The 13,923-nt window shown below is 69.5% G+C and carries 11 protein-coding genes; 10 read left to right on the forward strand and 1 reads right to left on the reverse strand.

Annotated features, from left to right (window positions below):
- Positions 1-40: 40 nt before the first annotated feature.
- The 4 genes from tig to clpX all read left to right on the forward strand — a co-directional run bounded on the left by tig (position 41) and on the right by clpX (position 4,565).
- Positions 41-1,441: a trigger factor gene (gene tig / locus IF19_RS0108720; protein ID WP_030116640.1), complete on the forward strand. Its 1,401-nt coding sequence runs from the start codon at positions 41-43 to the stop codon at positions 1,439-1,441.
- 297 nt (positions 1,442-1,738) lie between these two features.
- Positions 1,739-2,344 (forward strand): ATP-dependent Clp protease proteolytic subunit, encoded by a 606-nt coding sequence (locus IF19_RS0108725; protein WP_018511477.1) that lies wholly within the window; start codon positions 1,739-1,741, stop codon positions 2,342-2,344.
- A gap of 82 nt (positions 2,345-2,426) precedes the next feature.
- The gene (locus IF19_RS0108730; RefSeq protein WP_030116641.1) at positions 2,427-3,110 is read left to right on the forward strand and encodes an ATP-dependent Clp protease proteolytic subunit; all 684 of its coding nucleotides are present in this window, start codon (positions 2,427-2,429) and stop codon (positions 3,108-3,110) included.
- Positions 3,111-3,266: 156 nt separating this feature from the next.
- Entirely contained in the window at positions 3,267-4,565 is a 1,299-nt protein-coding gene (gene clpX, locus IF19_RS0108735) for an ATP-dependent Clp protease ATP-binding subunit ClpX (RefSeq protein ID WP_030193559.1), read from the forward strand.
- A 92-nt stretch (positions 4,566-4,657) separates the two neighbouring features.
- Here clpX and IF19_RS0108740 read toward each other — a convergent pair whose 3' ends face one another.
- A complete protein-coding gene (locus IF19_RS0108740) occupies positions 4,658-5,665 on the reverse strand; it encodes a hypothetical protein (protein WP_030277151.1) in 1,008 nt (335 codons plus the stop codon).
- A gap of 168 nt (positions 5,666-5,833) precedes the next feature.
- On the opposite strand from IF19_RS0108740, the gene IF19_RS0108745 reads away from it, so the two are divergent.
- The 6 genes from IF19_RS0108745 to mreC all read left to right on the forward strand — a co-directional run bounded on the left by IF19_RS0108745 (position 5,834) and on the right by mreC (position 13,920).
- Positions 5,834-8,455, forward strand: a complete 2,622-nt coding sequence (locus tag IF19_RS0108745) for a valine--tRNA ligase (RefSeq protein ID WP_030118908.1) — start codon at positions 5,834-5,836, stop codon at positions 8,453-8,455.
- 225 nt (positions 8,456-8,680) lie between these two features.
- Positions 8,681-10,201: a bifunctional tetrahydrofolate synthase/dihydrofolate synthase gene (gene folC, locus IF19_RS0108750; RefSeq protein WP_030118909.1), complete on the forward strand. Its 1,521-nt coding sequence runs from the start codon at positions 8,681-8,683 to the stop codon at positions 10,199-10,201.
- Between the two features lie 8 nt (positions 10,202-10,209).
- Entirely contained in the window at positions 10,210-10,560 is a 351-nt protein-coding gene (locus tag IF19_RS0108755; RefSeq protein WP_030118910.1) for a DUF4233 domain-containing protein, read from the forward strand.
- 280 nt (positions 10,561-10,840) lie between these two features.
- Positions 10,841-11,254, forward strand: a complete 414-nt coding sequence (ndk, locus tag IF19_RS0108760) for a nucleoside-diphosphate kinase (protein WP_030118911.1) — start codon at positions 10,841-10,843, stop codon at positions 11,252-11,254.
- A gap of 288 nt (positions 11,255-11,542) precedes the next feature.
- Positions 11,543-12,562 (forward strand): rod shape-determining protein, encoded by a 1,020-nt coding sequence (locus IF19_RS0108765; RefSeq protein ID WP_030118912.1) that lies wholly within the window; start codon positions 11,543-11,545, stop codon positions 12,560-12,562.
- Positions 12,563-12,873: 311 nt separating this feature from the next.
- Positions 12,874-13,920, forward strand: coding sequence for a rod shape-determining protein MreC (gene mreC, locus IF19_RS0108770; protein WP_030118913.1), 1,047 nt, complete (start codon positions 12,874-12,876; stop codon positions 13,918-13,920).
- Positions 13,921-13,923: the final 3 nt, after the last annotated feature.

A 13,923-nucleotide genomic window follows, 5' to 3' on the forward strand; every position in this document is an offset into this window, starting at 1 on the left:
AGCAGAACCCCAAGAAGTCAGCCACCAAGGAGACCGAACCGTGAAGAGCGCCGTGGAGACCCTGAACCCGACCCGGGTTCGGCTCAGCATCGAGGTGCCCTTCGAGGAGCTCAAGGACAGCCTCGACGCGGCGTACAAGAAGATCAACCAGCAGGTCACGGTGAAGGGCTTCCGCAAGGGCAAGATCCCCGCCCGGGTCATCGACCAGCGGTTCGGCCGCGGTGCTGTGCTGGAGGAGGCCGTCAACGACGCGCTCCCGAAGTTCTACACCGAGGCGGTCAACGAGGGTGAGCTGAACGTCCTCGGCCAGCCCGAGGTCGACATCACCGAGCTGAAGGACGGCGAGTTGCTGGCCTTCACCGCCGAGGTTGACGTACGCCCCGAGATCGAGATCCCGGACTACTCCGGCATCGAGGTCACCGTCGACGCCCTCGAGGTCACCGACGAAGAGGTCGAGAAGGCCGTGGAGCAGCTCCGCGAGCGCTTCGCCTCCACCAACCCGGTCGAGCGCGCCGCCGCCGACGGCGACGTCGTCACGATCGACCTGGAGGCCAAGGTCGACGGCGAGGTCCTGGAGGACGGCGTGGCCGCCGGTGTCTCGTACACCATCGGTTCCGGCGAGCTCCTCGACGGCATCGACGAGGCCGTGACCGGCCTGGAGGCCGGCGGCGAGGCCACCTTCACCTCGCAGCTGAAGGGCGGCTCCGCCGAGGGCAAGGACGCGGAGGTCACCGTCAAGGTCACCGCCGTCGCCGCCCGCGAGCTCCCCGAGCTGGACGACGACTTCGCCCAGATGGCCAGCGAGTTCGACACCCTGGACGAGCTGAAGGCCGACAGCCGCAAGCGGCTGGAGAGCACCAAGCAGTACGACCAGGCCACCCAGGCCCAGGAGCGCGTCCTCGAGGAGCTGCTGAAGCTCGCCGAGATCCCGATCCCGGAGAAGCTGCTCGCGGACGAGGTCCAGACCCGCAAGCACAACCTGGAGCACCACCAGCTCGGCCAGATGGGCCTCGACCTCGAGAAGTACCTCGAGATCCAGGGCAAGACGCTGGAGGAGTTCGAGAACGAGACCTCCGAGCAGGCCGTCAAGGGCATCAAGACCCAGTTCCTCCTCGACGAGATCGTCAACAAGGAGAAGCTGAACGTCAACCAGGAGGAGCTCACCGAGCACCTCATGCGCCGTGCCGCCTCCTCCGGCATGAGCCCCGACCAGTTCGCCCAGGCCGTCGTCGAGGGCGGCCAGGTGCCGATGCTCGTCGGCGAGGTCGCCCGCGGCAAGGCGCTCGCCGTCGTCGTCGAGGCCGCCAAGGTCGTCGACACCAACGGCGAGGTCGTGGACCTGGAGGACGACGAGGACGAGGCCGCCGAGGCCACGGAGACGGCCGAGACCGCCACCGAGGCGAAGGCGGACGAGAAGGCCGAGGAGAAGAACGAGGCCTGAGCCTCGCTCCGCTCCGCGACAGCCGCGCGCTGATCGTCACGACGGGCCCCGGACGCACCACGCGTCCGGGGCCCGTCCCCGTACCGCGTCGCACCGCCGTACGGCGGCGGAACCCGTGTGCGCCCTACGGACCTTGCGCTCCCAGCGAACAGTTGGGGAAGCGGGATGGCGTTGTCCCACCTGCGCGTTAGGGTCCATGAAGAGGAAGGGTGGGGCAGTGACTTCACCCGCCCGGTACGAAGACGCTGAGACGGCCGGAGCCGTCAGAGACGAGCAGGTGGATACGTGACGAATCTGATGCCCTACGCCGCCGGAGAGCCGTCCCTCGGTGGTGGCCTCGGCGACCAGGTCTACAGCCGACTGCTCGGTGAGCGCATCATCTTCCTCGGACAGCAGGTGGACGATGACATCGCGAACAAGATCACCGCGCAGCTCCTCCTCCTTGCCGCCGAGCCGGACAAGGACATCTACCTCTACATCAACAGCCCCGGCGGTTCGGTGACGGCCGGCATGGCGGTCTACGACACCATGCAGTACATCCCGAACGACGTCGTCACCATCGGCATGGGCATGGCCGCCTCCATGGGCCAGTTCCTGCTCACCGGCGGCGCCGCGGGCAAGCGCTTCGCGCTCCCCAACACCGACATCCTGATGCACCAGGGCTCGGCCGGCATCGGCGGTACGGCCTCGGACATCAAGATCCAGGCGCAGTACCTGCTCCGCACCAAGACGCGCATGGCCGAGATCACCGCGCACCACTCCGGCCAGACCGTCGAGACGATCATCCGCGACGGCGACCGCGACCGCTGGTACACGGCGGAGGAGGCCAAGGACTACGGCCTCATCGACGAGATCATCACGGTCGCGTCGGGCATTCCGGGCGGCGGCGGCACCGGTGCCTGATCCGGTTCCCACCGGACCGGCCGCACCAGACCCGCGCCCCCTTCTCGTACGCCGAGACCTCCAGCCCCAGAACGCCACCAGGATGGTGAACACCCACATGAACAACTTCTCCGGCGCCTCCGCGAGCGGCCTCTACACGGGCCCGCAGGTGGACAACCGCTACGTCGTCCCGCGCTTCGTGGAGCGCACCTCGCAGGGCGTGCGCGAGTACGACCCGTACGCGAAGCTCTTCGAGGAGCGCGTGATCTTCCTGGGCGTCCAGATCGACGACGCCTCGGCCAACGACGTCATGGCGCAGCTGCTGTGCCTGGAGTCGATGGACCCCGACCGCGACATCTCGATCTACATCAACAGCCCCGGCGGCTCGTTCACCGCGCTCACCGCGATCTACGACACGATGCAGTTCGTGAAGCCGGACATCCAGACGGTCTGCATGGGCCAGGCGGCCTCCGCCGCCGCGATCCTGCTCGCCGCGGGCACCCCGGGCAAGCGCATGGCGCTCCCGCACGCCCGGGTGCTCATCCACCAGCCGTCCTCGCAGACGGGCCGTGAGCAGCTCTCCGACCTGGAGATCGCGGCCAACGAGATCCTCCGCATGCGCTCGCAGCTGGAGGAGATGCTGGCCCGTCACTCGACGACCCCGCTGGAGAAGATCCGCGAGGACATCGAGCGCGACAAGATCCTCACGGCCGAGGACGCCCTCGCGTACGGTCTGGTCGACCAGATCGTTTCCACCCGCAAGACCACCGCGGGCGCATCGCTCTGACGTCGGTCTTTCCCCTTGGCACATGACGTTCGCACGACCACAGCCGTGTGAACCGTGCCAAGGGGGGCCCGAACGGGGGGCCAGGCAAGGTACCGTCGATTAGAGGCACCAGGAGCCGCTGAACCAGGCGTCTCCCAGGCGAAGGGGAAGCACCTCGTGGCACGCATCGGTGATGGCGGCGACCTGCTCAAGTGCTCGTTCTGCGGAAAGAGCCAGAAGCAGGTGAAGAAGCTCATCGCGGGACCCGGTGTGTACATCTGCGACGAGTGCATCGATCTCTGCAACGAGATCATCGAGGAGGAGCTCGCGGAGACGAGCGAGGTGCGCTGGGAGGAGCTTCCCAAGCCCCGCGAGATCTACGAGTTCCTGGAGGGGTACGTCGTCGGGCAGGAGCCCGCGAAGAAGGCCCTCTCCGTCGCGGTGTACAACCACTACAAGCGGGTCCAGGCCGGGGAGAACGGCGGCGGTTCCGGTCGTGAGGACGCGATCGAGCTCGCCAAGTCGAACATCCTCCTGCTGGGCCCCACGGGCTCCGGCAAGACGCTGCTCGCGCAGACGCTGGCCCGCATGCTCAACGTCCCGTTCGCCATCGCGGACGCCACCGCGCTGACGGAGGCCGGCTATGTCGGCGAGGACGTCGAGAACATCCTGCTCAAGCTGATCCAGGCGGCCGACTACGACGTCAAGAAGGCCGAGACCGGGATCATCTACATCGACGAGATCGACAAGGTCGCCCGCAAGAGCGAGAACCCGTCGATCACCCGCGATGTCTCGGGCGAGGGCGTGCAGCAGGCGCTGCTGAAGATCCTGGAGGGCACCACCGCCTCCGTCCCGCCGCAGGGCGGACGCAAGCACCCGCACCAGGAGTTCATCCAGATCGACACGACGAACGTGCTGTTCATCGTGGGCGGCGCGTTCTCCGGTCTGGAGAAGATCATCGAGTCGCGGGCCGGCGCCAAGGGCATCGGCTTCGGCGCCACGATCCGCTCCAAGCGGGAGATCCAGGCGAGCGACCAGTTCCAGGAGGTCATGCCCGAGGACCTGGTGAAGTTCGGGATGATCCCCGAGTTCATCGGCCGTCTCCCCGTGCTGACCTCGGTGCACAACCTGGACCGCGAGGCCCTGCTCCAGATCCTCATCGAGCCGCGCAACGCCCTGGTCAAGCAGTACCAGCGCCTGTTCGAACTCGACGGTGTGGAGCTGGACTTCGAGCGCGAGGCGCTGGAGGCCATCGCCGACCAGGCGATCCTGCGGCAGACCGGCGCCCGCGGCCTGCGCGCGATCATGGAGGAAGTCCTCCAGTCCGTGATGTACGAGGTCCCGTCCCGCAAGGACGTCGCCCGCGTCGTCATCACCCCGGACGTCGTCCGCGACAACGTCAACCCGACGCTGGTCCCGCGCGAGCCGCGCACGATCGGCAAGAACGACGGCGGCCGCCACGAGAAGTCGGCCTAGCCGCACCCGACTCGCGTACGCCGAAGGGGCGCCCACCGGTTCGACCGGCGGGCGCCCCTTCGGCGTTGGCGCTCAGATACGGCGTGCGGCGCTCAGATCTTGGTGCGGGAGGTGTTGTAGAGCTTGGCGGCGAGCGCGGCCGTCTCGTCCTGTGTCATCGGCTTGTTCGTCATGGCACCGCCGATATCGAAACCGATCACCACGCCCACGGTGCTGTAGTCGGCCCAGATACAGACCGGCATGGTCATCTCCTTGGGCCCCTTCTGTGCGGTGCCGTCCGCCTTGTCGTTGATGACCTTGACGTCCTGGCACTTCATCAGCGCGCCGTCGAAGTCGGCGGGGGAGGCGGACTTCGGGCTACCCACCAGCGAACCCTTGGTGTCCTCGCTCGCCGCCGCACTGTCCTTGGCGTTCTGGAAGGAACCATCGATGGCCTTCTCCGGGTCCTCGATCTCGCCCCAGACACCCTGCAGCATCAGCATCTTGGCGAGCAGGGGGTTGGTCTTGAGGTCACCGCTCACGTACTGGGCACCGACCTCGTGCGGGTTCTTCACCCCCATGGCCTCGGCCTTGGTCTTGTCCTCACCGCTCATCGCGGACTCGGGCTTCTTCTTGGACGGGTCCTGCTTGTAGTCGTCCACCGCGGCCGCGGGCGTCAGCTTGTACCCCTTCGTGGAGTCCGCCACGTCACTGCTGCCGCCGCCCGAGGTCAGGAAGTACACCCCGCCCGCGATGACCGCCAGGGCCACCACGGCGACCCCGACGATCAGCCCGGTCTTCTTCTTCGGCTGCTGCGGCTGCCCGCCGTACGGAGGCTGGGCCCCGTACGGGGGCTGCCCGCCGTACGGCGGAGCCGGCGGCTGCTGACCGTACGGACCCGGCTGCTGCGCCTGCGGGTAGCCGTACCCCTGCGGCTGCTGGGGCTGCGCGTACGGGTTCGGCTGCTGCGGGGGAACACCCTGCGGGGCCTGCTGCGGGTAGCCGTAGCCGGGTCCGCCCTGCGGCGGCGGGGCCCCGTACGGGCCCGGCTGCTGTCCGTACGGTCCGGGCTGCCCCTGCGGCGGCTGGCCGCCGTACGGGCCCGGCTGGTTGTAGCTCATCGCGCTGTCCCCTCCAGATGTCCTCGGGCCGGCCGACACGTGGAGGGCGGCCCTGATGCGTTGCGAACATCCTGACGGAAGCCGTCTCCGGGCGGGGGACCGGGCCGTACACCGTTACGGAACCAATCCGTTTCAGTGCAGTCCTGTGACGGCCCTAAACTGTCTTCCGTGACCGAGAACTCATCGCAGCAGCCAGCCAGCAACCCCGAACTGCCGACCACGTACACGCCGGCCGACGTAGAGGGGAAGCTGTACGAGCGCTGGGTGGAGCGCGGTTACTTCGAGGCGGACGCGAAGAGCGAGAAGCCCCCGTACACCATCGTCATCCCGCCGCCCAACGTCACCGGCGCCCTCCACCTGGGCCACGCCTTCCAGGTCACGCTGATGGACGCCCTCACCCGCCGCAAGCGGATGCAGGGCTTCGAGACGCTGTGGCTGCCCGGCATGGACCACGCCGGCATCGCCACCCAGAACAAGGTCGAGCAGCAGCTCGGCGAGGAGGGCAAGTCCCGCCACGACATCGGGCGGGAGGCGTTCACCGAGCGCGTCTGGCAGTGGAAGGACGAGTACGGCGGCCGCATCCTCGGCCAGCTGCGCCGCCTCGGCGCCGGCCTCGACTGGTCGCGCGAGCGGTTCACCATGGACGAGGGGCTGTCCCGCGCTGTCCAGAAGATTTTCAAGGACCTCTACGACGACGGCCTGATCTACCGCGCCGAGCGCATCATCAACTGGTGCCCGCGCTGCCTCACCGCCATCTCAGACATCGAGGTGGACTACCAGGAGGACGACGGCGAGCTGGTCTCCCTCCAGTACGGCGAGGGCGACGAGACCCTGGTCGTCGCCACCACCCGGGTCGAGACGATGCTCGGCGACACCGCCGTCGCCGTCCACCCCGACGACGAGCGGTACGCCCGCCTCATCGGCAAGCGCATCAAGCTGCCGCTGACCGACCGCACCATCCCGGTCGTCGCCGACACCCACGTCGACCCGGAGTTCGGCACGGGCGCCGTCAAGGTGACCCCGGCGCACGACCCGAACGACTTCGCGATCGGCCAGCGCCACGACCTGGAGTCCCTCACGATCATGGACGAGCGCGGTGTCATCACCGTGCCCGGCCCCTTCCAGGGACTCGACCGCTTCGAGGCGCGCTCGGCCATCGTCGCCGCGCTGCGCGAACAGGGCCGCGTCGTCGCGGAGAAGCGCCCGTACGTCCACTCCGTCGGGCACTGCTCCCGCTGCAAGACCACCATCGAGCCCCGGCTCTCCCTCCAGTGGTGGGTCAAGGTCGACACGCTCGCGAAGGCCGCCGGCGACGCGGTCCGCGACGGGCGGGTCGCCCTCCACCCCAAGGAGATGGAGAAGCGGTACTTCGACTGGGTCGACAACCTCAACGACTGGTGCATCTCCCGCCAGCTCTGGTGGGGCCACCGCATCCCCGTCTGGTACGGCCCCGACGGCGAGGTCGTCTGCGTCGGCCCCGACGAGGAGCCGCCCACGGGCGAGGGCTGGACCCAGGACGAGGACGTCCTCGACACCTGGTTCTCCTCGGGCCTGTGGCCGTTCTCCACGCTCGGCTGGCCCGAACAGACCCCGGACCTGGAGAAGTTCTACTCCACGGACGTCCTGCTCACCGGCCACGACATCATCTTCTTCTGGGTCGTCCGGATGATGATGTTCGGCCTGTACGCGATGGACGACGAGGTCCCGTTCAAGACGGTCGCCCTCACCGGCCTGGTCCGCGACGAGTTCGGCAAGAAGATGTCGAAGTCCAACCCGAACGCGGTCGACCCCATCGTGTGGATGGACGCGTACGGCTCCGACGCCGTCCGCTTCACCCTGGCCAACGGCGCCAACCCCGGCGCCGACGTCCCGATCGGCGAGGACTGGGTCAAGGCGTCCCGGAACTTCGCCAACAAGATCTGGAACGCCACCCGTTTCGCCCTGATGAACGGCGCGACGATCGAGGGCCCGCTGCCGGACCCGTCCGCGATGACGGCCACCGACCGCTGGATCCTCTCCCGGCTCAACGAGACCGTCGCCGTCGTCGACCGCTACTACGAAGACTTCCAGTTCGCGAAGATCTCCGACGCGCTCTACCACTTCGCGTGGGACGAGGTCTTCGACTGGTACGTCGAGCTGTCCAAGACGACGTTCTTCGCCGGCGGCGAGCAGGCCAAGGTCTCCGGCCGGGTCCTCGGCGAGGTCCTCGACGTCACCCTGCGCCTGCTCCACCCGATCGTTCCGTTCGTCACGGAGACGCTGTGGACCACGCTGACCGGCGGCGAGTCCGTCGTCGTCGCCGAGTGGCCCGCCGACTCCGGTTTCCGCGACGAGGCGGCCGAGAAGGAGATCGAGCTGGTCCAGCAGGTCATCACCGAGGTCCGCCGCTTCAAGGGCGACCAGGGCCTCAAGCCCGGCCAGAAGGTCCCGGCCGAGCTGACCCTGGCCGGCACCGCGCTCGCCCCGCACGAGCCCGCGATCCGGCAGCTCCTCCGTCTGGAGGCGGCCGGGGAGGACTTCAGCGCCACCGCGTCCCTCCCCGTCGCCGGGGCCACCGTCGCGCTCGACCTGTCCGGCACCATCGACGTGCCGGCCGAGCGCAAGCGCCTCACGAAGGACCTGGAGGCGGCGAAGAAGGAGAAGGCCCAGGCGGAGGGCAAGCTCGGCAACGAGGCGTTCCTCGCCAAGGCGCCGGACCAGGTGGTCGACAAGATCCGCGGCCGGCTCGCCAAGGCCGAGGCCGACATCGAGCGGATCGGCGCCCAGCTGGCGGGCCTCCCGCAGAGCTGATGAGCTGAGGGCGGAGCCCCCGCGCACCCGACCGACCGGGCGCACGGGGGCTTCGCCGTGTTCGGGGGAGGGCGGGTGGCCGCGCCGGCATGGACGGACCACACGGCTCCCGACCCCGCACGTTTCCGCCGGTCCCGGCCGCCGCGCGCGAGGTCGGCCGGCCGCCGCGCGCGAGGCGGGCCGGGCGCTGCGCGCGATGTCCGAGCCCATCCGTAGACTGGGCGCGTGAGTGAGCCCCGCCCAGACCGGCACGACGAGCCCGATCCCGACGAGACCTTCGAGGGGATCGTCGACGAGGCGACCCAGCGCGACCCCGACCTGGCGGTGATCGAGGCCGGGAGCCGCACGCTGCGCACCCACTCGGGTCAGCCGCAGGGCGAAGCGGTCCCGGCCCGCCCGGCCGACCCCGAGACCGACAAGGCGCTGCGGGCGGTGGAGCAGGAGCTCGCCGGACGCTGGGGCGAGACCAAGCTGGAGCCTTCCGTCACGCGCATCGCCGCGCTGATGGACGTCCTCGGCGAGCCGCAGCGCGCCTACCCATCGATCCACATCACCGGCACCAACGGCAAGACCAGCACGGCCCGCATGATCGAGGCCCTGCTCAACGCCTTCGAGCTGCGCACCGGCCGCTACACCTCCCCCCACGTCCAGTCGATCACCGAGCGGATCAGCCTCGACGGCGCGCCGATCGCACCCGAGCGGTTCATCGAGACGTACGAGGACGTCAAGCCGTACGTCGAGATGGTCGACGCCCAGCAGCCCTACCGGCTCTCCTTCTTCGAGGTCCTCACCGGGATGGCGTACGCGGCCTTCGCCGACGCGCCCGTCGACGTCGCGGTCGTCGAGGTCGGCATGGGCGGCACCTGGGACGCCACCAACGTGATCGACTCCACGGTCGCTGTCATCACCCCGATCTCGCTGGACCACACGGACCGGCTCGGCACCACGCCCGCCGAGATCGCGGGGGAGAAGGCCGGCGTCATCAAGGAGGGCGCCACGGTCATCCTGGCGCAGCAGCCGGTGGACGCCGCGCAGGTGATGCTGAAGAAGGCCGTCGAGGTGGACGCCACCGTGGCGCGCGAGGGCATGGAGTTCGGCGTGACCTCCCGGGAGATCGCGGTCGGCGGCCAGCTGATCGGCCTGCGCGGCCTGGGCGGCGAGTACGAGGAGATCTTCCTCCCGCTGTACGGGGCCCACCAGGCGCACAACGCGGCCGTCGCGCTCGCCGCCGTCGAGGCGTTCTTCGGCATCGGCGCGGAACAGGCCCGCTCCCTCGACATCGACGCCATCCGCAAGGCGTTCGCCTCGGTGCTCTCGCCGGGCCGCCTGGAGGTCGTGCGCTCCAGCCCGACCGTCGTCCTGGACGCCGCGCACAACCCGGCCGGGGCCAAGGCGGCGGCGGAGGGCGTCTCCGAGGCGTTCAGCTTCTCCCGGCTGATCGGCGTGGTCGGCACGAGCGCCGACAAGGACGTCCGGGGCCTCCTGGAGGCGTTCGAGCCGATCTTCGCCGAGATCGTCGTCACGCAGAACTCCACCCCGCGCGCGATGGACGCCGACGAGCTGGCCGCGATCGCCGTCGAGGTCTTCGGCGACGAGCGGGTCCAGGTCGAGCCGCGCCTCGACGACGCGCTGGAGGCGGCGATCACGCTGGCCGAGGAGGAGGACGAGTACGCGGGCGCCGGGGTGCTGGTGACCGGGTCCGTGATCACGGTCGGGGAAGCCCGGCTGCTGCTCGGAAGGGGCTGAGGAGAAGGATGCGCACGCTCTGCGCCTCGACGCTGATCGGTGAGTTCTTCGTGATCGGTTTCGCCGGTCTCGTCGCGATGAAGATGGACGACGCCTCCATGGGCGCGGTCTGGACGGTGTGCGGCATCGGCATGGCCCTCTCCGTGCTGCTCTGCGGCATGATCACCCGGCCCGGCGGCATCCAGCTCGGCTGGGCGCTCCAGGTCGCGCTGGTCCTCAGCGGCTTCGTCGTCCCGGTGATGTTCGTCCTGGGTCTGGCCTTCGGCGCGCTGTGGTGGGCCTCGATCCACTACGGCCGCAAGATCGACGAGGCCAAGGCGCGCTGGGCCGCCCAGGAGGCGGGCGAGGCCGCCGCCTGACGCCGGGCGCGCACCGAGGGCCCGTCCGGCATCCGGGGGCCGCCCGCCCACGCCCGGAGCCCGCCCGCCCAGCCGCCGGAGGTCCCGCCGCCCCCGGGTCCGGCCACCCGGACGCGGGTCCACTCCCCCCCGGTCCCGGCCACCCGGAAGCGGGTCCGCCGGGCCGGGGCCCGAAGGTGACCCTGGGTGAACCCGGGCGCGGGCGCGTCCCCCCGCCCCTGTAATCTCGCCCTCACCGCACCCGTATCGCGTATCGCCCGGCCTTGCAAGGAGCCCGTACATGTCCCAGCGCACCCTCGTCCTGCTCAAGCCCGACGCGGTCCGCCGCGGCCTGATCGGCGAGATCGTCGGCCGTATCGAGCGCAAGGCGGGCTGGCGGATCACCGCGCTGGAGCTGCGCACGCTGGACCACGCGACGCTGGAGCAGCACTACGGCGAGCACAAGGGCCGCCCGTTCTACGAGCCGCTCATGGAGTTCATGGCGTCCGGTCCCGTCGTCGCCCTGGTGGCCGAAGGCGAGCGGGTCATCGAGGGCGTCCGCGCCCTGGCCGGCCCCACCGACCCGATCGCCGCCGCACCCGGCTCGATCCGCGGCGACTTCGGGTCGATCACCCGTGAGAACCTCATCCACGCCTCGGACTCGGAGGAGTCCGCAGAGCGAGAACTGAAGCTTTTCTTTCCCGGACTTTCCTGACCCGATCGGCCAAACAGCGCTGTACGCCTGGGGCGACCGAAGTAATTCGGTCGCCCCTCGGCATAGGGTTCGGTGTCGCGGGAACGCATCCCTCCGACGTAACGTCACCATGGGTGGAACGGGCACCCGTTCCGCTCGCCATGGCGAAGGACCCTCGCGCTCCGTCCGTGCGTACGGCACTACGATGGAAGCTTCCACGCCCGCAGCGCCAACCTCGCCTACCAGAACAAGCCATCTTCGCTTCTTGGGAAGGCCCGACGCATCCTCATGGGGAACAAGGGGAACTCAATGTCGTTCATCGGCCGTGACATGGCTATCGACCTCGGGACTGCCAACACGCTGGTGTACGTCAGGGGGCGCGGCATCGTCCTGAACGAGCCGTCCGTCGTGGCCATCAACACCAACACCGGCGGCATCCTCGCGGTCGGCTCCGAGGCCAAGAAAATGATCGGTCGCACGCCGGGCAACATCGTCGCCGTGCGACCGCTGAAGGACGGCGTGATCGCCGACTTCGAGATCACCGAGCGGATGCTCCGCTACTTCATCCTCAAGATCCACAAGCGGCGCTACCTGGCCCGCCCCCGGGTCGTCGTCTGCGTGCCCTCCGGTATCACCGGGGTCGAGCGCCGCGCCGTCATCGAGGCGTCCACCCAGGCCGGCGCGCGCCAGGTGCACATCATCGAGGAACCCATGGCCGCGGCCATCGGCTCCGGGCTGCCGGTCCACGAGGCCACCGGCAACATGGTGGTCGACATCGGCGGCGGCACCACCGAGGTCGCGGTCATCTCGCTCGGCGGCATCGTCACCGCGCAGTCGATCCGCACCGCCGGCGACGAGCTGGACAACGCGATCATCCAGCACATCAAGAAGGAGTACTCGCTCCTCCTCGGTGAGCGGACCGCCGAACAGATCAAGATCACCATCGGTTCGGCGTACGACCTGGAGAAGGACGAGCACACCGAGATCCGCGGCCGCGACCTGGTCTCCGGGCTGCCCAAGACGGTCGTCATCTCGGCCGCCGAGGTCCGCAAGGCCATCGAGGAACCGGTCAACGCGATCGTCGACGCCGTGAAGACGACGCTCGACAAGTGCCCGCCCGAGCTGTCCGGCGACGTCATGGACCGCGGCATCGTCCTCACCGGCGGCGGCGCGCTGCTGCGCGGCCTGGACGAGCGGCTGCGCAACGAGACGGGCATGCCGATCCACATCGCCGAGGACCCCCTGGACTCGGTGGCGCTCGGCTCCGGCAAGTGCGTCGAGGAGTTCGAGGCGCTCCAGCAGGTGCTGGACGCCCAGCCCCGGCGCTAGGACACGTCCGGCGGCTCCTCATCGGGCCCGATCCCGATGCCGATCCGCCGGACACACCCCGGGGGCGCGTCCGGCGGCTCTCGACCGGGCCCGCCCCCCCCCCGGCACGGCGCCACGCGGTGTCGCCGGGCCCGCCCTGGTCGTCCTGCGGGACACACCCGATCCGGCGAGCGGACGCTGACGCTCTGTCCGCCGGATCGTTGATATAGATCGTTGCTGTACGCGCACCGGAGCGGAACACCCGGACCGGTACGCGTACGGAGACGTACACAGGCACGAACATTCCGACGAGGAAGGCACGGCCGCCGCACGTGAGGGACACACGAGAGAGCCGGCTGCTTCTGGTGCTCTTGATCGCCATCGCATTCGCCCTGATCACGGTGGATATCCGAGGCGGCGAGGGATCACCGGTCGACGGCGCGCGGCAGGCCGCGGCCACCGTCTTCGGGCCGATCGAGAACGGCGTATCAGCGGCGGTCGACCCGGTGGGCAACGCCATAGGGGCGGTCCGCGACTCCGGCAACCGGCACGACCGGATCTCCACCCTGGAGAAGGAGAACGCGGCGCTGAAGGCCAGGCTCGGCAGCGACGACCGCACCAACAGCCGGGTCCGCCAGCTCGACGCCATGCTGAAGCACGCGGGCGCCGGACAGTACGGGATCAAGGGCGCCGAGGTCATCGCCATAGGAGCGGCCCAGGGCTTCTCCTGGACGATCACCATCGACGCCGGGTCGAACGACGGCATCCGCCGCGACATGACCGTCCTCAACGGGGAGGGGCTGGTCGGCCGGGTCACCACCGTCGGCCCCAGCACCGCCACGGTCCTGCTCGCCAACGACCCCGACTTCACCGTCGGCACCCGGATGGAGAAGACCGACGAGCTCGGGTTCGCCACCGGCCAGGGCTCCCGCCCGCTGTCGGTGCAGTTCCTCAACGGCAAGGCCGAGGTGAAGGCCGGAGACCGGCTCGTCACCTTCGGCTCCAGCAAGGACAAGCCCTTCGTGCCCGGCGTCCCTGTCGGCGAGGTCGTGCGCGTCGACCCCTCGGGCGGCGCGCTCACCCGGACCGTCTACGTCAAGCCGTACGTCGGATTCACCAAGCTCGACATCGTCGGGGTCGTCGTCCAGGCGCCCCGCGAGGACCCGCGGGACACGGTCCTGCCCAAGAAGCCCGCCAAGGCCAAGCCGAAGCCGACCCCCACGGTCACCGTCACCGTCCAGCCCAACGGCGATCTGGTGGACGGCTCCGGCAAGGTCGTCGGCAACGTCAACGAGAACGGCGACGCCGCCGGTGACGCCGCGGGCGACCAGCAGGGCGACGCCCAACAACCCGGCAACGCGGCCGACGACCAGGAGTAGCGC

This window comes from Streptomyces californicus (assembly GCF_000717645.1).
Lineage (GTDB): Bacteria > Actinomycetota > Actinomycetes > Streptomycetales > Streptomycetaceae > Streptomyces > Streptomyces californicus.